The sequence below is a fragment of the Aeromonas sp. CD genome (assembly GCF_033349375.1).
Lineage (GTDB): Bacteria > Pseudomonadota > Gammaproteobacteria > Enterobacterales > Aeromonadaceae > Aeromonas > Aeromonas hydrophila.
In genome coordinates, this window is the sequence record NZ_CP137631.1 from 1,828,142 (window position 1) to 1,846,043 (window position 17,902).

Here is a 17,902-nt window from a genome sequence, read left to right on the forward strand (position 1 = left end):
TTGCACTACTGCGGGTGGCCTGTCCGTTCAAACAGACACCCGCCAGAAGAATCAGGATCGTTCAACCTGTTCTTCTAACGGTGGGACGCCGCTTTGGCGGCGCAACCCGCAGTCGCATGTTCTTCGGGAGAATATTTTATGGCCATGTATATCAACACGAATACTTCATCACTGAACGCCCAGCGTAACCTGATGAACACCAACAAGTCCCTGGATACGTCCTACACCAGACTGGCTTCCGGTCTGCGTATCAACACCGCCAAGGACGATGCTGCCGGTCTGCAGATCTCCAACCGTTTGACCTCTCAGATCAACGGCCTGGATCAAGGTAACCGCAACGCCAACGATGGTATCTCTGTTGCCCAAACGGCAGAAGGGGCCATGGATGAAGTAACTTCCATGTTACAGCGGATGCGTACATTAGCTCAGCAGTCCTCAAATGGTTCCAATAACACAGACGACCGTGTCGCACTGCAGCAGGAATATGATCAGCTAATAACTGAGATAGACCGTATTTCTGAAGACACTACCTTTGGTGGGCAGAAGCTGCTTGATGGCAAGTACAAAGGGACTTTCCAAGTCGGTGCTGATGCCGGTCAAACCATTTCTTTTAAGATGACATCTGCCTTTAGTATCAAAGGTATCGCCTCAGCAACAAAGGGAAGTGCAACGGTCGCGTCTACTGCGACAGCAGATAAGTATACTGTGACAAAAGCAACCACTGCTGCCACAACAACAAGCGTTAACAGTATTAAAACAGCAAGTGGAGCTCAGCTGGCCATGGCCAACCTTGATTTCATGATCAAGGCAGTTGACAGCAAACGGGCAGAGCTAGGTGCGGTGCAAAACCGCTTCGATTCGACCATTCGCAACCAGTCTAACGTTTCCGAGAACCTGAGCGCTGCACGCTCTCGTATCCGTGACGCAGACTTTGCGACCGAGACTGCCAACCTGACCAAGCAGAACATTCTGCAACAGGCGGCGTCCAGCATCCTGGCGCAAGCCAACCAAAGACCGCAATCTGCGCTGTCCCTGCTGGGTTAACAGAAACGCAGTGATGAGATAGAAAGAGGAGCGACGATATGGCCAATGAAATTGGGATCCCGTCATCGGTCACTCCTTCTTCTCTTCAGTCAAGTAGCAAGAGCGGCCAATCGGCCGCTCAAGTGCTATCTGGCACGACGGAAGAGCAGCGGGTGACGGCACAGGATGTGAAAAAACAGCAAGAGGGACAGTCTGGTGAAAAAAACGCCAAACAGGATGTGCCTCAGGCAGACATTGAAAATGAGGTCCAAAAGTTGCAAGAGTTCAGTAAGTTGCAAGGCTGGACCGTCAATTTCAGTGTTGAAAAGGATCTGGATCAAGTGGTGATCAAGGTGGTAGACGCCGAGACCAAGTCAATGATCCGGCAAATCCCGAGCGAAGAGTTGCTGGCCATCAGCAAACGAATTAAAGATCTGCGTGAGAGTGATGCGACCGGAGGAGGTTCACGCGCCGGGTTGCTGCTCGATAACGAGATCTGATATGAAAACTTAAGAGGAGAGTGAGTATGCCCACCATTACTTCTGCAGGTGCCGGCTCCGGACTCGATTTGGAGTCAGTGATTGCTGCCAGCGTCGATGCCAAAAAAGCACAGCTGATGCAGCCCATCACCACCAAGAAGACCAACACTCAAATCACTCTCTCCGGTGTGGGGCAGCTGAAATCTGCCATTGCCTCTTTCGTGACTACCTTGCAGGCGATGGCGAAAGATGACGCGTTCAACAAACGCTCCATCAACATTACCCAGGACAAGGACAAGCCTGTGCTCAAGGTGGAGAGCAAGGCAGGGGCCTCCAATGGGCAATATGACATCAGCGTCGAACAGCTGGCAAAAACCAGCAAATTTGACGGTACCTTCGACTCGTCGACTACCCCTCTTATCACCCAAGACGGAAAATTGACGTTCAAGGCTGGCGACAAGACCTTTGATGTCGATGTCAAAGCTGGCGATTCGCTGCAATCCATTCGAAAGCGCATCAACAATGACGCAGACAACTTTGGTTTGAGCGTCAACATCATGAATACCTCCGATGGTAAATCCAAGCTGATGATCGATTCCGGGGTCAGCGGCAGTGGCAAGGATCTGCAGATCACCGGCAGCACCACCGAGTTGACCGACAACCTGGTATCCAAATTGACCAAGAGTCAGAGTGCTCAGGATGCCAAGATCAAGGTGGATGGCAACACGCTGACCAGCGCGACCAATACCTTTGATGGCACCATTGTCGGACTCAAGCTGACTGTGCTCAAAGAGTCGGACAGTACGACCTCGACCGATGCAGATGGCAATCCCGTCAAGACCTACAGCTCGAACAAGGTTGATGTAAGCACCGACAAGGCCGGCATTAAAGACATGGTCAAAAGCTTTGTCGACGGCTACAACGCGCTGGTGAAGAAGAGCAATGAGCTGGGCAAACGCAACTCCATCGTGGCCGGAAAAAGCCAGAATGATGGCGGAGCCTTGGCTGGTGATGCGACGACACGCGCCGTGATCAACATGATGAACGGTGCCATTACCGAACCCTCACAAAAATCCTCAACCTACTCAACGATTTTCCAGATGGGTGTGAAGATGGACAACAAAGGGGTTCTCTCCATTGATGACACCAAGTTCAGCGAGGCCATCGACAAAAACTTTGACCAGGTGGTGGCGGTTTTTGGCGGCAAGGATGGGGTGGCAGGCAAGCTAGCCAGTCAGCTAGAAACCTACTCCAAAACCGGTGGCTTGCTGGCCAAGCGGGAAGATACGCTGAATTCGGATCTGCGTGAGGTAAGCCGCAAGGAGTCGGATGTTGCTTCCCAGCTGATCAAGTATCAGGAGACCCTGCGTGCCCGTTATGGCAGCCTTGACACCATGTTGGCCAAGATGAACAAGTCGGCCTCTTATCTCAACCTGCTCAATACCAAAACGAATTAATACGTAGTCAGGAGCCGTGTCTCGTATGTATCGGAAAAATATCAAGGCCTATACCACCCAGAATCTGCAGTCTGAGCTTGCGGTGGCCGATCCCTACCGGGTGATCCAGTTGTTGATGCAGGGCTGTCTAGAGCGGCTTGCCCAGACCCGTGGCGCCATCGAGCGTCGTGATTTCGAGGGCAAATCCCAGTCTGTGTCCAAAACTATGGCCATCATCAATGGTTTGCAGGACTCGCTGGATCTCTCTTACGGAAAGGTGCCGGAGGATCTTTTTGCTCTGTATGACTATATGAAGGTGCGGATGATGGATGCCAGCCGCGACATGGACATCGCTGCCATTGATGAGGTAATGACCCTGATGCTGACCGTCAAAAGCGGCTGGGATGCCATTCCGGTCGAAGAGCGCGACAAGGCCATTGCCCAGCAAAAAGCGGGCAGGACGGAATGAGCGACGCCATTTTGTCCGGGTTGATGGCTCACGGCAGCCAGCTGTTGCTGCTGCTGGAGAGAAATGAGTTGTCGGCAGCGGAGGCACAAATGGATCACTATCTTGATGCTTTCGATGGTGTGTTTCGGGAGTTCCCCGTGGAAAGCCACCTTGATATGAAACAGCAACAGGCTCTGTTGCAGTTTCAAATGATCCATGAGCGAATCGCTAGCGCCAGGAGTCTGGCAGAAGATGAATTGCGCCAATTCTCGAAGGCTGGGCGAGCAACAAGCCTTTACAAGTCGAATGCGGGTTAAATATCGAATGGACTTTAATAAAAACATTGAAAGTGCAGAGGAAGAGCTTTCCCGTCTTGCAGTTCAAAAAGAACAGGAGGCCGCCATGCTGGCGGTGTTGCCTGTTCGCCATCAGCTTAATATGGCTGCCTTTGCAAAATACATGCCAGGGATCCATGCATTTTTCAAAGAGTATCAGCCGACTAGAGCCTTCCGGTTTTTCTGTAATGAAAATGGCATTCCAAATATTCTGTGGCTTGATGACAAGGTTTCCCTGTATGGAGACGATCCATTTGCCGAAGCACAAGCCCAGATTGCCGAGGTGATTGAGCATAGCGTACTTGAATGTATCGACTTCGTTCCTCAGTGGTATTTGGAGGGCCAAATCCATATCGCCTACAACAATGCCATTTCCAAACTAAAAGATAATGTATCGCTGGAAGGCTTGCCGCTTCGCAAGGCGCTGGATGCCGACATTCCCTTGTCATTCATGTACGGGATCGGCCTGGGTTATCAGCTGGGCTACCTGTATGAGCGGTGCCGGGTTCGAAATCTGTTTGCTTTCGAACCGGATATCGATATGTTCTATGCCTCGCTTTATTGTTTTGACTGGCACCAACTGCTCGAATATATGGAGCAGGAGTCGCTGAGCCTGCATCTTTTTATCGGTGTGGATGAGCAACTGCTGGTGGCCGACATGATGGAAGCGATGCATCGCAAAGGGGCATTCTGGTCGGCGAGTTATTTCTCATTTTGTACTTACCACTCCCCCAAGCTGCATGACTTGATCGACAAGGCTGAGGGTGAGCTTTATCTGCTCAAGACGGGTTGGGGTTTCTTTGATGACAATATTTATGCACTGGCTCACAGTCACACCCATCTACAGGATGGCACGCCGTTCTTGAAAAGGGAGCGGGATACCTCGTTGGCCGAGCAGGTACCGGTATTCGTGGTCGGTAACGGACCGTCGCTGGATCAGAACATCGACTTTATCCGGCAGCATCAGGGACAAGCCATCATCATCGCCTGCGGTACCGCCGTCAGTGCCCTGTACAAGGCAGGTATCAAGCCTGACATATACGTGGCGGTGGAGCGGACCAAGAGCTCGGCAGATTTTCTGCGCATTCTCGATGCTGATGACTTTCTCAAGGATGCGGTGTTCCTCAGCGTCGATGTGATCCACCCCGAGTGCAAGACTTTTTTCCGCAAAACAGGTCTGACTTTCAAACCTAATGAACCCATGTTTGCCATGCTGGTCAGCCGGTTTGGTCAGGCTTTCGAGTATGAGTCCATTGAATTTTCCAACCCCTTCGTTGGCAATACCGGTCTCAACTATGCTGCCCTGCTCGGTTTCAAGCAGGTATACCTGTTCGGGATAGACAATGGTTACAAGTATGCAGACAAGCATCACTCCAGTTTGAGCCTCTATTACAACGAGAAGAAAGAAGCCAAGTACAATGAAAGTCTAAAAGATACTTTCCCGGCTCCAGGCAATTTTGGCGGGGAAGTGCGGATCAATCACCTGTTTGGTCTGGCCATCCATAATATGACGCGCGTGCTGACTGGCCATCCGGATATACGCTGCCTGAATTGCAGTGATGGTGCTTACATTGACGGTGCCATCCCTCAACGAGTTGATGCTCTGCAAATAAACAGCTCTGAGCTGGATAAAATCGCTCTGCTTGATGAGCTGATGGCGCGCAGTTTCCAGCCGTTCGACATGACCAGTATCGACTTCAATGCCGCGCTCAACGTACCGCTGTTTGACGATTTGCTGGAGAAGTTGCGTACCGACTGGCAAGCGGTCAAATACGAACACAATGAAATATTGGCCATGATGCAGCGTCATCACGATTATCTGCTTTATTTGCTGATGAGCCGTGATTGCCATCTTTATCGCATTTTGATTGGCTCGATGAACTATTTCTACGCCAACATCATTGGTTTGATGATGACCCTGCTTGACGCTGCTCCTGACAAGTTCGAAGCCAAGATAAAAGAGGCCGAGACCATCCTCGAGCGATTCTTTGATGATGCGAAGCCGATTTATGCCGATGCCTTCCAGCGTCACGATTCCGTTTATTTCGTGGGGCTGGATATCTTCAAGCAGAAGTAACGGCTATCCCTCATCACATGTCTGCTGAATAAAAAAACACCGGCTATGGCCGGTGTTTTTTTATTGCGAAAATGACCAAGCTGCGCGCTTTACAGGCTTGGCAATTGTGCCTCTTCAATGGCAAGGCATATCTGCTCCACGGCGTTGAGGGCTCTTGGGGTGAAACGATGCAGTTCGTCCGAATTGATGAGATGAAGGCGCTGATGGTGGACGGCGTCTAGATTGGGCCATTGTTGCCAGTGGCGCAGAGCGTCGGGATCTTGACTCCCTGCCAGGATCAGCGCCGGATTGGCCTTGATCACCTGCTCCAGGCTGACCTGGGGGTAGGGCGTGCGGGCCGCTGCCATCACGTTTTCCCCACCGCACAACTCGATGGCTTGGGCGGGCCAGGCATTGCCGCTAACGCTGGTGAGCGGTGGATACCAGAGCTGATAAAACACCTTGATATGTTTTGGCTTGCCGTAGCGCTGCCCAAGTGCGGCCAGGCGGGCGAGATAGGCATCGGCCTCGACATTGGCGGTTTGTTCCACCCCCAATGTTTTTCCCAGCGCCCGCATCTCGGTGGCGAGGGAGGCAAAGTCGGTCGGTTCTGAATAGAACACCGGGATCCCCAGCTGCTCGACAGGGGCCAGCATACGGGATTGGGCGGATCGCCAGGCGACGATCAAGTCGGGCTTTTGGGCCAGCAGGGCTTCCAGATTGATGCTGCGGTAATTGGCCACCTGGGGCAGGCGTTTGACCCCGGGCGGATAATCGGAGGCATCGTCGGTGGCGACGATGCGATCGCCAGCACCGATGGCAAACAGCAGTTCGGTCAGATGAGGAGTGAGGCTGACGATGCGTGCAGGCGTCCCGGCCTGCAGGGCAGGCGACACGCACAACAGGCAGAGCAGGGTGAGCCATCTAGCCATGCAGGTGCTCCAGTACAGTGAGCAGCAATGCCAGTGCCAGCCAGCCCCAACCGGCTTGTTGCAGACGGTTGAGCAGGTGCAGGGCTGTACCGGCCTCCGGCTCGGCGGCGGCATCAAACACGGGGAAGCGGATCAAGCTGCCCTGATAGTAGCGGGGACCACCGAGCTTGCAGCCCAGCGAGCCGGACAGCAGCGCCAGCAGTATTCCCATGGCGGGGTAGGGCCAGCGCATCGCCGTGCGCAGCCGGCTTGCCAGCTGGCGTAGCTGGGTCAGGCACAAGGGCAGTGCCAGCAACAAGATGGCAGGGGTGCACAGGGCCTGATAGAGCACGGCGGCGGCTCGGCCAAAGTGGGCAAAGGCTGGCAGTTTCGGACTCCAGCCCTGATTCATCAACTGGGCGAGGCGCCACAGCAGGGCGCCTTGCACCCCCGCCAGGGCAAATCCCAGCAGAGGGCCGGCCCACTGTCCAATCAGACGTAGGGTGCAGCTTTCGCTGACCGCCTTGGCAAGCCCAATCAGAGATAGCTTGCCGGTATCGCGCCTGAGCCAGGGGGCGGCCTGCAACCTGGCCACCACCAAGGTATCCTGGTCTGTCAGCGAGCGAGTCGCACGGGCCAGCTCCCGCAGCGGACGCGATTCCAGCATCAGCAGCAGAAACAGCAGATCGAACAGCGGCTCCGAGAGCGAGAGGTTGCGCACCGCCCAGAGTCCGGCGGCGCAAGGCAGCCAGACAATCAGCATGGCCAGCAGACCGGCCTGCAATTGCTGACCGGGGGCACCATCGGGGCGACACACCTTGTGACCCAGCCGGGTCAACAGCGGCACGACGGCGGAGAGCCGATAGTGGGCTGGCCAGGGTACGATGGCCTCCAGCAGGGCGGCCCCGAGCAAGATGGCCGCCGGAGTGGCGGCCATCTGTTCCAGCGTGGTGAGTTGGATCACAGCTTGCCGAGCATCTTGATGATCACCTCGGCGGAGTGCTTGCCGGCCACCTCGATGAAGGCATCGAAGGATTCAACCTGTTCCTTGCCGGCGATGTCGGACATGGCACGCACCACCAGATAGGGCACCTTGAACATGTGGCACACCTGACCGATGGCCGCCCCTTCCATTTCGACTGCCAGCATCTGCGGGAAGTCGGCACGGGCTTTGGCGATGGCGTCCGGCTTGCACATGAACTGATCGCCGGTGCAGATGAGGCCGACTTTGGTCTGATGCTTGCCCTGCTCGGCGATGCAATCCTGGGCGACAGCGATGAGCGTCTCGTCGCAGGGGAAGGCGGCCGGTTGCTGTGCCATCTGGCCCATCTCGTAGCCAAAGGCGGTGACATCCACATCGTGGAAGCGCATCTCGCTGGCGATCACCACGTCACCGATGTGCAGGTCCTGGGCAAAGCCGCCTGCAGAGCCGGTATTGATGACATAGTCGGGGGCGAATTTTTCCAGCAGCAGGCTGGTGGCGACGCTGGCGGCGACTTTACCGATGCCGGAGCGGGTCAGGATCACTTCTTTGCCTGCCAGGGTGCCCTGATAGAACTCGCAGCCGCCCAGTTGCAGGGTGGTCGGGTTGCTCATCTGGCTGCGCAGCAGGGCCACTTCCTGTTCCATGGCGCCGATAATACCTACTTTCATCACTCACCTCGTCTTGATGGCCATGCGGCCGAATAAGTTGTTGTGGATCATAACAAAAGTTGGCGATGGCGCCGAGCATTCCGATACTGTGCGATGTGAAGGGGGGGCTTAAGGGTAGCGCTTGGCCAGATCAGCCAGATCAGCCAGCTCGCCGCTGTCCGCCAGCCGTTGCAGGGCATTGGCGAACAGGGCCAGCCGGGCAGGGGAGGTGCGCTGGTAAAACAGGATATAGAAGGGAATGGTCTCCATGGCGGTGGGGAGGATGCGAATTTGGCCGCTCAGATGGTGGCGCAGCAGGTCGGCCTCGAAGCCGGGTGAGCGGTAGTAGACGAAGCGCCCTCGTTTCATCAGCAGCTTGTCGTAATTGGCGGCACTGCTGATCCCGCCGCTGTCGATGATGAGCCCCGGCAGGGCCTGCAGTCGTTCGATGGCGCCGCTGCCGTGATTGATGAGGATGATGCCCTCTTCGCCAAGGGCCCTGACATCGTCCCACTGGCGGATCTCGACCGGATCATCGCTGCGCACTGCCAGGTGGTAGCGCACGGTGAAGATGGGGGGCTGCAGATAGAGGAAGTGGTTGCGACGGTCCGGGTTGTCGCCCACGCCGCAGATGAAGTCGAGCTGGCCGAAACGCACCTGTTTCTCCAGTCGCTTGAGGGGCACAAAGCGCTGATCCCCCTGGATGCGCAGGGCGGGCTCCTGGCGCTCCAGCAGTCGAAACAGCTCGACGCAGAATCCCCCGATGCGGCCATCCGCCATCTGGGTGTATTTGGGGGCGGATTCGGGCTGCGCGGCCGTGCGATAGATTTCGGTGGCAGAGACGGCCCGGTGAGCGACTGCCAGCAGACAACCCAGCATCATCACTCGGAATATCATGTCATGCTGGCCCTCAATGCGTGGGGAAATGCGACGTTGCCCGCCGATGTTACGGCGCTAGTGCTGAAACATTACGCCATATATCAGAACCTTATCAACCAAGCGCCGTATCGAGGGTCATCATCAAGGCAAACCCGGCCATCAGGCCCAGGGTGGCGTGGGTCTGGTGGCCGTTGCGGTGAGTCTCGGGGATCACCTCGTGGGAGACCACGAACAGCATGGCGCCGGCGGCCAGTCCGAGGCCGATGGGATAGGCGATGGCCAGCCCGCTGGAGAGGCCGACGCCGAGCAGGGCCCCGAGCGGCTCAAGCAGGCCGCTGCCGATGGCGACCAGCACGGCTTTGCCTGGGTGAAAACCGGCGGCGCACATGGCGAGCGCCACCGCCAGCCCTTCCGGTATGTCCTGCAACGCGATGGCGGTGGTGAGCGGCAGACCCACCGACATGTCGCCCTGCGAGAAGCTCACCCCGATGGCCATCCCTTCCGGCAGGTTGTGCAGGGCGATGGCAAACACGAACAACCAGACCCGGGAGCAACTCTCGTGGCCGGGACCACAGGGGCCGGTCTTGTCATGCTCATGGGGGGTGAATTGATCGAGCCCCAGCATCAGCAGCACCCCGAGGGTCATGCCTGCCACCACCACGGCGGCGGCGAGAAAGCCGTCGCCGGTGATCCCCTCTGCCGCCTCGAGTCCCGGCAGCAGCAGGGAGAAGGCGCTGGCCGCCAGCATCATGCCGGCGGCAAAGCCCAGCATGCTGTCTTCTACACGCTGGGGGACCGAACGCAGAAAGAGGGCAGGCAAGGCGCCGAGCGCGGTGGCGGCAAAGCCGGCCAGGCCGCCGAGCAGGCCGTAGCGAACGCCGGGGCTGATGTCGCCGGCGGCCAGCATCACCAGACTCTGCAGCAGCAACAGCACGACGGCCGCCAGTGCAACGAGCAGGCCGATGGCGATCACCGGGCGTGCCCGCAGTTGCTCGCGCAGCTGGGCAGACCAGGAGGAAAGGGGCAGGGCCGACGCGTTATCCATGAAGATCACCTCTCTTGCTTGATGGCGGGGACGGCGAGGCGCCCTCCGGGGACTCTTGCATTACAGCGAGCCGGGCCTGACTTGTCCATGCCGGTGCATCGATTGCATTCATCGGCTAACTATTTGAAATGATTTGGTCGCCTTGAATAGTTTGTGATGAAGATCTGGTTGTACGGAAAAACAACTTGCTTTGTTGCGGCTAAAGCTGGTGAAGGAGTAGGCAGGTTTGTGGTAAAGTGCCGCCCTCGCGAAACCCACCCTTCCCTTGGTCTTTCGCAACGTCCCATCTCCCGCCAGGAAAGCCCGGGTTACCAGTTCATACGGATGTGATCGCCACTGTGCACCTGCTTGTCAGCAGTCGAGGATCACCAGCCACCATGTTTTACAAAAATCTGTCTATCGGCAAAAAGATTGCCGTGGTCTTTGCGGTCATTGCCGCCGTCAACGTGATATTCGGTATTTTTCTCTCCAGCGAGCTGCGCGGCGTGCGCGATCGCGTGCTGAATTTCACCGATTCCACCCTGCCGAGCGTACTCTCGGTCGAGAACCTGCTCTACGACGTATCCTACGTGCGCCGTGCCCAGTTTGCCCTGCTGATGGTGGATGACGCCACCGATCTGCAGGCGCGTCGCGGCCGGATCCAGGCCAGCGTCCAGAAAGTCGAGCAGGCCTTTCGTGCCTATGAGGCCACGGTCGGTGCCGACCATGAGCGCCAGGTGTTCAACCGCGCCAAGCAGGAGTGGCAGCGCTACCTGAACTCGGTCAATCTGGTGGATCAACTGCTGGTGCAGGGTCAGCTTGCCCAGGCCAGGGATCAGCTGTTCCAGTCCAACCCCATTTATGGCGAGCTGGAGCTGGCGGTCAACGGCCTGGTGGAAGTGAACCTTGGCTTCGTGAAAGAGAACCGTGGCAGCCTGCTTGGCAGCGTCAACATGGTGACCAGTTTTGCCATGGTGAGCATCGGCAGCCTGCTGCTGTTCATGGTGGCCATGACCTGGTTCCTGACCCGCCAGATCTGCCTGCCGCTGCAGGCCGTGGTGGCGCAGGCCAACGCCATCGCCGCCGGCGATCTGACCCATCAGCTGGATCGCCAGCACATTGGTCGCGACGAGCTGGGCATGCTGGCCAAGGCCTCCCTCAAGATGCAGGACAACCTGCGTGGCCTGATTGAAGAAGTTGTGGCCGCCGTGACTCAGCTGGGTGCCGCCATTGAAGAGGTGAGCGCCGTCTCCGAGCAGTCGGCACAGGGGATCCAGAGCCAGCAGCAGGAGATCTCGCTGGTCGCCACCGCCATGGCCCAGATGAAGGCCACCGTGGCCGATGTGGCAGGCAACACCGAGACCGCATCCGAGTCGGCCAGCTCCGCCAATGCCTTGGCACGCCGTGGCAATCAGGATGTGCAGAGCTCGCTGATGTCCATCACCCGGGTTGCCGAAGAGATTGAACAGGCGGGTACCCTGGTCACCGAACTGGAGCGCGAATCCGCCCAGATCAACGTGGTAGTTGACGTGATCCGCGGCATCGCCGATCAGACCAACCTGCTGGCACTCAACGCCGCCATCGAGGCTGCCCGCGCCGGTGAGCAGGGTCGCGGCTTTGCAGTGGTTGCCGACGAGGTGCGTACCCTGGCGGGTCGCACCCAGGCTTCCACCGGCGAGATCGTTGCCATCATCGAAACCCTGCAGGCACGTGCCAACCAGGCCAAAGAGGTGACCGGCCAGAGCTGCGAGATGATCCGCCAGTGCGTGGAGCAGAGCGAGCAGACCAGCAACGGCATCCAGCAGATTGAAGAGGCGGTGGCCCAGATCGCCGACATGGCCATTCAGATCGCCAGCGCCTGCGGCGAGCAGGATGCGGTCTCCGATGAGCTGGGTCGCAACGTGGAGCGGATCAACGAATCCTCCAACGAGGTCGCCGTTGGGGCCGATCACACCGCCCGTGCCTGCCTGGAACTGAGCCAGCTGGCCGCCGGTCTGCGTCAGACCATCGGCCGTTTCCGCCTGGCGTAAGGCTGCTGCGCGCCAGGGAGGGCGACGCAACCGCTGTCTGCATTGGCAGGCACCCAAACAACCCGGCTCTGGCCGGGTTGTTTGTTATTGGCTGGCGGCTACTGGATTAGTCATATGGTTTGCCAGGAGGGGTGAAGGAAGGGGCTGAGAACAGCGTGGCAAGCCCGCGACGGCAGCCGGGTCGGCCTAAGAGCAGCCTAGGTCAGGCCGGGTGGTGGCGCAGTGCAGGCTTAGTAAAGATGCGTATCTTTTTGCCGTGTTGAAGAGAGAGCTAGCAAAGGGCCACCTTGCCTGGGCAACGAATGCAGTCACTCCGATGGGGTAGGTAGGGCAATGACGTGTGGGGATATGACGCAGAAAGGCACACTTTCCTTGCTGACGGCCATAAAAAAACCCGGCCTTGGCCGGGTTTGTGGTACGTGTGCTGCGCGAGGCTGGCTTATTTGGCCAGGGACTCCGGCAGGTTCTCACGGATCTTGCCGAGCATCTCTTTCAGAACGCGCGGGTTGGCAACCACGATGTTGCCGGAGTTTTCGTAGTTGTGACCACCGACGAAGTCGGTGACGATGGCGCCGGCCTCTTTGGCCAGCAGCTCACCGGCTGCGGTATCCCAGGGCTTCAAGCCGATTTCCCAGAAACCGTCGACGCGACCGGCAGCCACGTAAGCCAGGTCCAGCGCGGCAGAGCCGGCACGACGGATGTCGGCACACTCGATGAACATGCTCTGGAACATCTTCAGGTACGGCTCGATGTGGTGCTTCTGCTTGAACGGGAAACCGGTGGCCAGGATGGTGCCGGCCAGCTCTTTGGCCTTGCCGACACGGATGCGATAACCGTTCAGCTGGGCACCACTACCACGGGTAGCAGTAAACAGCTCGTCACGGATCGGATCGTAAACAACGGCTTGTTCAGTCTTGCCCTTCACGCGCAGGGCGATGGAGACGGCAAAGTGCGGAATGCCTTTGACCAGGTTGGTCGTGCCATCCAGTGGGTCAATGATCCATTGGTAGTCCGGATTGGTACCGGTAATCTCACCAGACTCTTCAGCCACGATGCTGTGTTCCGGGTAAGATTTTTTGATGGTGTGAATGATGGCCGCTTCGGCTTCACGGTCAACGTTGGTCACGAAGTCATTGCTGCCTTTCTGGATAACCTCGATGTTCTCGGGTTGAGAGAAGGCTTTTACTACTACTTGACCGGCGTTGCGCGCAGCGCGCACGGCGATATTCAGCATCGGATGCATAGGTTCACCACTGGATGTTAAAGAACGGGGAATAAAAGGACGCGGTATCATACCAGTCTTCGCGAGAATGGCAACCGTTATACGCTATCCCCCCAGCCTTGGCGACTGCCAGATCTGACGGCTCCAATATAGGCTCCTTTTGGTCTAGTCTTATGGGCAGCAGCCGAATAACAGGCTGCATTGAGCATAGGGACGTGGATCATGAATTTGTCATTAGTCAGTCAAAAACCGTCGGCAATCACTACCCAGGGGCTGCTGGCTGCCTTGCGCGCATCGACCGGATATGGCGACTACTTCAACGAGGTGAGCATTGCCCAGCCTTGCCAATGGCAGCCAGGCAAGGAAGAGGCGGCGATCTTGCTGCTCGATGGCGATGCGGCCTGGCCGGAATTTGCCTGGCAGCGCAACAGCGATACGTTCGGCTTGCCGGTGTTGCCGCTGCTGATGCGCAAAGGCGATGCGACTCTCACCATTCAGGGGCCGGACGTGCGGGACCCGCGCTTCTACTTCGTCTCAAACGGTATCGTGCTGGAAGAGTCGGAACTCGCCGATCCCGCCTGCAGCCGGGTGCTGCTGAGCAAACTGGAGTCCTACTTTCCACTCTTGTCCCGCCTGATCCTGCTGCGCCAGCGCCAACCCATGGGGCTGTGCAACTAGTCGCGTTCTTCCCTGCGTCCGGGCTGTTCAAGCGGCACAATATTTGTCATAACTGACCAGTATTGTGCCGCTTTGCCATGCAGGCATCGGAGCAAATGCCGGTGCGGCATCCACTCTGTGTTCGTTGTCGTCCCGCATGCGCGAGGCTGTGGCCGTCTTTGCACCAATGTGTGAATCACAAGGAGTTCATGATGATCGACTTTTATACCGCCGCTACGCCCAACGGCTTCAAGGTGGCGATTGCCCTGGAAGAGCTGGGCTTGCCCTATCGGGTGATCCCGCTCGATCTGTCGGCGCTGGATCAGAAGAAGCCCGAGTTTCTGGCCATCAACCCCAACGGCCGTATCCCGGCCATCGTCGATCGGGATAACGGTGATTTCGCCGTGTTCGAGTCCGGCGCCATCCTGCTTTATCTGGCGGAGAAGGCGGGCAAGCTGCTGCCGGCAGATCCCAAGCGCCGCTCCCAGGCTATCCAGTGGCTGATGTTCCAGATGGGCGGGGTCGGTCCCATGATGGGGCAGGCCAACGTCTTCTATCGCTACTTCCCGGAGAAGATCCCGGCCGCCATCGAGCGCTACCAGAAGGAGGGGCGCCGTCTGTTCGAGGTGCTCGACAGCCACCTGGCTCATCACGAATATCTGGCCGACGAGTACAGCATCGCCGACATCGCCACCTGGCCCTGGGTGCGAATTTATGACTGGAGCGGCATCTCCATCGAGGGGTTGCCCCACCTGCAAGCCTGGATGGACCGGATGGCAGAGAAGCCCGCCTGCCAGAAGGGGATCATCATACCGCCGCGCAACGAGAAGCCGGAGGATCTGGTCAAACAGGCCCAGCAGATGGTAACACGTTGATTTTTATTGCTGACGGGGCTAAAAACCCCGTCACATTAGAAAAACTAGGGAAAGCTGATTATAAAGATTCGTTCGTTTTTCGTGATCTGAATCACTAAGATCACCGCAAGCCTAGGGAGTGTCCTGCTCCCGGCCGGTGCGGGTTCTCCGCCTTGTATTTTCACCTTTGATTGACTCTGTGTTTTTGGATCCCCTCTGCAGGTTTCTGCCAGGGGTGCGGCAGCTTTTTGATGATTTTCGGGACTGAGATATGTATCGGCACAGTTTTTATCCGCTGTTTTTTCTGACCATTCTGATGGTCGCTGTGGGCCAGATGACCCAGACCCTGTATGTGCCCTCCATTCCCATGATGGCGGGGGACTTCAACGTGGCCTCCGGTCAGTTGCAGGCGGTGATGGCCTGTTACCTGATCCCGTACGGGCTCTCTCAGTTTGTTTACGGCCCGCTGTCGGATCGCATCGGCCGTCGCCCCATCCTGCTGATCGGCATGATGGTGTTTCTGGTGGGCACCCTGACCATTCAGTTGATCCCAAGCTTCATGGCGCTGCTGGTGGGCAGCTTCATTCAGGGGCTGGGCACCGGGGCGGGCGGCGCCATGAGCCGGACCGTGATGCGCGATCGCTACAGCGGCGCCGAGCTCAACCGGGCCAACAGCCTAGTGAGTATGGGGGTGATCTTCTCCCCGCTGCTGGCGCCGGTGCTGGGCGGCTGGTTAACAGAGCTGTTCAACTGGCGTGCCGGGTACTGGTTCCTGTTCGGCTTCGGTGCGGTGACGACTCTGGCGCTGCTGGCCTGGTTCGCTGAAACGCTGCCGGCGACCGCACGCCAACAGCCGCTGCGAGTCGGTGCCGCCTATCGCCACGTACTCGGCAATCCGCGCTTTCAGGGCAACCTGCTCTGCCTGATGGCGACCTTTGCCGGTCTGGCGGTGTTCGAGGCGGCGGCCGGCGTGCTGCTCGGCGATGTGCTCAAGCTGAGTGCCCGTACCGTCAGCGTGCTGTTCGTGCTGCCGCTGCCCGGTTATCTGTTCGGTGCCTGGCTCTCTGCCAAGCTCAGTTTTCGCCTGAGTCAGGGCAAGCTGATGCGCCTTGGCATCGTCTTCCTGGCGCTGGGGTCGCTGATCATCCTGCTGCCGGGTCTGTTCGGGGTCGTGAGTGCGGCCTCCCTGGTTGGCGGCGCCGCCGTCTACTTCATCGGCAGCGGCATTCTCTATCCGACCGCTACCTCCTGCGCCATCGAACCCTTCCCGGGTCAGGCGGGCACTGCCGGTGCCATTCTCGGCGGCATGCAGAACCTGGGGGCCGGTATCGTGACGCTGCTGGCAGCCTGCTTCCCAATGGAAGGGCAAGTGACTCTGGGGGCCATCATGACACTGATGGTGCTGATCGTGGCGCTGAGTTTCCTCTGGCTGCGCCACCACGGCTCACCCCATCAACAGATGGCTGTCTGAGCCGAGCGCATAGAAAAGACCCGCCCAAGCCGGCGGGTTTTTTATGGGCCGCTTCTGGTGTGACTGGCGCCGCGACAGGGGAGAGGGATAGTGCAGGAGATAAAGAAAAAGCCCGTCACACTGGTGACGGGCTTTTTGCTGTTGGTACCCCGGAGATGCCGTTGCCGGTTTGGGCCCTTGAACCGTCGGTTCAAGGCGGGGATCGGATCTGACCGCAGGCTTCTCGGTCGTGCCGAGCATGCGCAATAGCCAGAAGGCAGATCCCCTGTTTGGTATGAATATCGGCTCGGGGACTTGAACCGGCTGACAAACACCCCAGGGAATTTTAAAACGGTGGACGATTAGGGCTGCAGGCCTTCGTCGCTGGATTCGCCATATTGTCCGTGCTCGATCAAGGCCGCTTCGATGGTGCGTTGCAGCATCTTGATCCGCTTGTCCATGGTCTCAGAGTATTGGTGATTTTTCTCTTTTTCAAGGCAGAGCTCATGGCAAAAATTGAGCGCTGCCATCACCGCCAGCTGTTCGTTGCTGGAGACCTTGGAGCGTTGACGCAGCTCGATGAGTTTATCAGTCAGCTGGTCGGCGGCCTGGCGCAGGGCATCCTGCTGTCCCAGGGGACAGGATACCTTGTAGGGACGTCCCAAAATGACGATTTCTACGGCCTCTGTGCTCATGCCTTCCTCAATACGGCGGAGCTGATTTCCGCCTTTATCCACGTGGACAACTGGGCGGGACTATATAGCGCAGATGCAGAAGTTTCAAGGCCTTGCTGGCTCTGGAAGGGGGAGAATGCTAGGATCCTGACCATTAATTCTGCATATTTGCCTGAACTTTGAGCGGATCTTCGATGAGCAAAACGAACCCCCTGAAATACGCGGTCGTGGCCGACCTGATGGAGCAGCATGAGCTGATGGCGACGGCTGTAGAGGCCCATGGCGTGATCTGCGGTCTGGTGTGCGGTGGTGTGGCACTGGACGACAAGAGCTGGCTGCCCCATTTCAATGATCTGGTCAACGACGGTTTCGGTCTGCCGGCCCCGGTGCGCCAGGTGATGACCGATCTCTATCACCAGGTGATCGAGAGCCTGATGGCCCAGAAAGGGGTCGAGCTGCTGCTGCCAAGCGACGAAGCGCCGCTCGACGAGCGCATCGACTCGCTGGTGGATTGGTCCCAGGCCTTCCTGGCCGGTTTCGGTGTGGTGCAGCAGGAGCTCTCCAAGGCTTCCGAAGAGCTGCAGGAGATGATCCAGGATATCGCCAGCATCACCCAGGTCTCCGCCGAGTTCGATCAGGAAGATGAAGAGAACGAAGCTTCCTTCCTGGTGCTCTACGAGCATGTGCGCCTCGGGGTGATGATGAGCTTCGAGGAGTTCGGCAAGCGGCCGGATGCCCCGAGCACGCCGCCGACCCTGCACTGAGTCGGTCGGCCCCTAAAAAGAGCGCCTG

General features: G+C 57.9%; 18 protein-coding genes and 1 other RNA gene. 11 read left to right on the forward strand and 8 right to left on the reverse strand.

The window, feature by feature from the left end; all coding sequences use genetic code 11:
- Nucleotides 1–138: 138 nt before the first annotated feature.
- Genes flaB through R2E40_RS08565 form a run of 6 tightly spaced genes read left to right on the forward strand, consistent with a single transcriptional unit; the run spans nucleotide 139 to nucleotide 5,798 of the window.
- Nucleotides 139–1,044, forward strand: coding sequence for a flagellin B (gene flaB / locus R2E40_RS08540; RefSeq protein ID WP_106552255.1), 906 nt, complete (start codon nucleotides 139–141; stop codon nucleotides 1,042–1,044).
- Nucleotides 1,045–1,082: 38 nt separating this feature from the next.
- On the forward strand, nucleotides 1,083–1,523 hold the full coding sequence (locus tag R2E40_RS08545) for a flagellar protein FlaG (RefSeq protein ID WP_282465597.1): 441 nt from the start codon (nucleotides 1,083–1,085) through the stop codon (nucleotides 1,521–1,523).
- 26 nt (nucleotides 1,524–1,549) lie between these two features.
- Complete coding sequence (fliD, locus tag R2E40_RS08550; protein ID WP_318165229.1) at nucleotides 1,550–2,959, forward strand: flagellar filament capping protein FliD; 1,410 nt, start codon at nucleotides 1,550–1,552, stop codon at nucleotides 2,957–2,959.
- Between the two features lie 25 nt (nucleotides 2,960–2,984).
- Nucleotides 2,985–3,407, forward strand: coding sequence for a flagellar export chaperone FliS (gene fliS, locus R2E40_RS08555; protein WP_011705592.1), 423 nt, complete (start codon nucleotides 2,985–2,987; stop codon nucleotides 3,405–3,407).
- Entirely contained in the window at nucleotides 3,404–3,703 is a 300-nt protein-coding gene (locus R2E40_RS08560) for a hypothetical protein (protein ID WP_318165230.1), read from the forward strand. The genes fliS and R2E40_RS08560 overlap by 4 nt, the downstream gene beginning before the upstream one ends.
- A gap of 7 nt (nucleotides 3,704–3,710) precedes the next feature.
- Nucleotides 3,711–5,798 carry a 6-hydroxymethylpterin diphosphokinase MptE-like protein gene (locus R2E40_RS08565; protein WP_318165542.1) on the forward strand — a complete coding sequence of 696 codons (2,088 nt, stop codon included), beginning with the start codon at nucleotides 3,711–3,713 and terminating at the stop codon, nucleotides 5,796–5,798.
- Nucleotides 5,799–5,887: 89 nt separating this feature from the next.
- Here the strand turns inward: R2E40_RS08565 and R2E40_RS08570 are convergent, their stop codons facing one another.
- The 5 genes from R2E40_RS08570 to R2E40_RS08590 all read right to left on the reverse strand — a co-directional run bounded on the left by R2E40_RS08570 (nucleotide 5,888) and on the right by R2E40_RS08590 (nucleotide 10,244).
- On the reverse strand, nucleotides 5,888–6,709 hold the full coding sequence (locus R2E40_RS08570) for a cobalamin-binding protein (RefSeq protein ID WP_318165231.1): 822 nt from the start codon (nucleotides 6,707–6,709) through the stop codon (nucleotides 5,888–5,890).
- Nucleotides 6,702–7,652: a cobalamin biosynthesis protein gene (locus R2E40_RS08575; protein ID WP_318165232.1), complete on the reverse strand. Its 951-nt coding sequence runs from the start codon at nucleotides 7,650–7,652 to the stop codon at nucleotides 6,702–6,704. Before R2E40_RS08575 ends, R2E40_RS08570 begins: the two co-directional genes overlap by 8 nt.
- Nucleotides 7,649–8,341 carry a 5'-methylthioadenosine/S-adenosylhomocysteine nucleosidase gene (gene mtnN, locus R2E40_RS08580; protein ID WP_024946103.1) on the reverse strand — a complete coding sequence of 231 codons (693 nt, stop codon included), beginning with the start codon at nucleotides 8,339–8,341 and terminating at the stop codon, nucleotides 7,649–7,651. Before mtnN ends, R2E40_RS08575 begins: the two co-directional genes overlap by 4 nt.
- 108 nt (nucleotides 8,342–8,449) lie before the next feature.
- Nucleotides 8,450–9,217: a substrate-binding periplasmic protein gene (locus R2E40_RS08585; protein ID WP_318165233.1), complete on the reverse strand. Its 768-nt coding sequence runs from the start codon at nucleotides 9,215–9,217 to the stop codon at nucleotides 8,450–8,452.
- A 94-nt stretch (nucleotides 9,218–9,311) separates the two neighbouring features.
- On the reverse strand, nucleotides 9,312–10,244 hold the full coding sequence (locus R2E40_RS08590) for a ZIP family metal transporter (protein WP_318165234.1): 933 nt from the start codon (nucleotides 10,242–10,244) through the stop codon (nucleotides 9,312–9,314).
- Nucleotides 10,245–10,621: 377 nt separating this feature from the next.
- Here R2E40_RS08590 and R2E40_RS08595 point away from each other — a divergent pair, with 377 nt between their 5' ends.
- Nucleotides 10,622–12,253 carry a methyl-accepting chemotaxis protein gene (locus R2E40_RS08595; RefSeq protein WP_318165235.1) on the forward strand — a complete coding sequence of 544 codons (1,632 nt, stop codon included), beginning with the start codon at nucleotides 10,622–10,624 and terminating at the stop codon, nucleotides 12,251–12,253.
- A 439-nt stretch (nucleotides 12,254–12,692) separates the two neighbouring features.
- Here the strand turns inward: R2E40_RS08595 and suhB are convergent, their stop codons facing one another.
- Nucleotides 12,693–13,496 (reverse strand): inositol-1-monophosphatase, encoded by an 804-nt coding sequence (gene suhB / locus R2E40_RS08600; protein WP_016350372.1) that lies wholly within the window; start codon nucleotides 13,494–13,496, stop codon nucleotides 12,693–12,695.
- Between the two features lie 201 nt (nucleotides 13,497–13,697).
- Between suhB and R2E40_RS08605 the strand changes: the two genes are divergently transcribed.
- The 3 genes from R2E40_RS08605 to emrD all read left to right on the forward strand — a co-directional run bounded on the left by R2E40_RS08605 (nucleotide 13,698) and on the right by emrD (nucleotide 16,457).
- Nucleotides 13,698–14,153 carry a hypothetical protein gene (locus R2E40_RS08605; RefSeq protein WP_011705601.1) on the forward strand — a complete coding sequence of 152 codons (456 nt, stop codon included), beginning with the start codon at nucleotides 13,698–13,700 and terminating at the stop codon, nucleotides 14,151–14,153.
- A gap of 191 nt (nucleotides 14,154–14,344) precedes the next feature.
- A complete protein-coding gene (locus R2E40_RS08610) occupies nucleotides 14,345–15,007 on the forward strand; it encodes a glutathione S-transferase family protein (protein WP_318165236.1) in 663 nt (220 codons plus the stop codon).
- Between the two features lie 250 nt (nucleotides 15,008–15,257).
- Entirely contained in the window at nucleotides 15,258–16,457 is a 1,200-nt protein-coding gene (gene emrD / locus R2E40_RS08615) for a multidrug efflux MFS transporter EmrD (protein WP_016350375.1), read from the forward strand.
- A gap of 142 nt (nucleotides 16,458–16,599) precedes the next feature.
- On the opposite strand, the gene ssrS is transcribed toward emrD, so the two are convergent.
- A non-coding RNA gene (gene ssrS, locus R2E40_RS08620) (6S RNA) lies at nucleotides 16,600–16,782 on the reverse strand.
- 16 nt (nucleotides 16,783–16,798) lie between these two features.
- Nucleotides 16,799–17,131: a cell division protein ZapA gene (gene zapA / locus R2E40_RS08625; RefSeq protein WP_016350376.1), complete on the reverse strand. Its 333-nt coding sequence runs from the start codon at nucleotides 17,129–17,131 to the stop codon at nucleotides 16,799–16,801.
- A 173-nt stretch (nucleotides 17,132–17,304) separates the two neighbouring features.
- On the opposite strand from zapA, the gene R2E40_RS08630 reads away from it, so the two are divergent.
- On the forward strand, nucleotides 17,305–17,874 hold the full coding sequence (locus R2E40_RS08630) for a UPF0149 family protein (protein WP_318165237.1): 570 nt from the start codon (nucleotides 17,305–17,307) through the stop codon (nucleotides 17,872–17,874).
- Nucleotides 17,875–17,902 lie beyond the last annotated feature (28 nt).

Bases quoted from the DNA above. Each gene is read 5' to 3' on its own strand.
- flaB (WP_106552255.1), top strand. From the start codon at position 139: ATGGCCATGTATATCAACACGAATACTTCATCACTGAACGCCCAGCGT.
- R2E40_RS08545 (WP_282465597.1), top strand. From the start codon at position 1,083: ATGGCCAATGAAATTGGGATCCCGTCATCGGTCACTCCTTCTTCTCTT.
- fliD (WP_318165229.1), top strand. From the start codon at position 1,550: ATGCCCACCATTACTTCTGCAGGTGCCGGCTCCGGACTCGATTTGGAG.
- fliS (WP_011705592.1), top strand. From the start codon at position 2,985: ATGTATCGGAAAAATATCAAGGCCTATACCACCCAGAATCTGCAGTCT.
- R2E40_RS08560 (WP_318165230.1), top strand. From the start codon at position 3,404: ATGAGCGACGCCATTTTGTCCGGGTTGATGGCTCACGGCAGCCAGCTG.
- R2E40_RS08565 (WP_318165542.1), top strand. From the start codon at position 3,711: ATGGACTTTAATAAAAACATTGAAAGTGCAGAGGAAGAGCTTTCCCGT.
- R2E40_RS08570 (WP_318165231.1), bottom strand. From the start codon at position 6,709: ATGGCTAGATGGCTCACCCTGCTCTGCCTGTTGTGCGTGTCGCCTGCC.
- mtnN (WP_024946103.1), bottom strand. From the start codon at position 8,341: ATGAAAGTAGGTATTATCGGCGCCATGGAACAGGAAGTGGCCCTGCTG.
- R2E40_RS08585 (WP_318165233.1), bottom strand. From the start codon at position 9,217: ATGATATTCCGAGTGATGATGCTGGGTTGTCTGCTGGCAGTCGCTCAC.
- R2E40_RS08590 (WP_318165234.1), bottom strand. From the start codon at position 10,244: ATGGATAACGCGTCGGCCCTGCCCCTTTCCTCCTGGTCTGCCCAGCTG.
- R2E40_RS08595 (WP_318165235.1), top strand. From the start codon at position 10,622: ATGTTTTACAAAAATCTGTCTATCGGCAAAAAGATTGCCGTGGTCTTT.
- suhB (WP_016350372.1), bottom strand. From the start codon at position 13,496: ATGCATCCGATGCTGAATATCGCCGTGCGCGCTGCGCGCAACGCCGGT.
- R2E40_RS08605 (WP_011705601.1), top strand. From the start codon at position 13,698: ATGAATTTGTCATTAGTCAGTCAAAAACCGTCGGCAATCACTACCCAG.
- R2E40_RS08610 (WP_318165236.1), top strand. From the start codon at position 14,345: ATGATCGACTTTTATACCGCCGCTACGCCCAACGGCTTCAAGGTGGCG.
- emrD (WP_016350375.1), top strand. From the start codon at position 15,258: ATGTATCGGCACAGTTTTTATCCGCTGTTTTTTCTGACCATTCTGATG.
- zapA (WP_016350376.1), bottom strand. From the start codon at position 17,131: ATGAGCACAGAGGCCGTAGAAATCGTCATTTTGGGACGTCCCTACAAG.
- R2E40_RS08630 (WP_318165237.1), top strand. From the start codon at position 17,305: ATGAGCAAAACGAACCCCCTGAAATACGCGGTCGTGGCCGACCTGATG.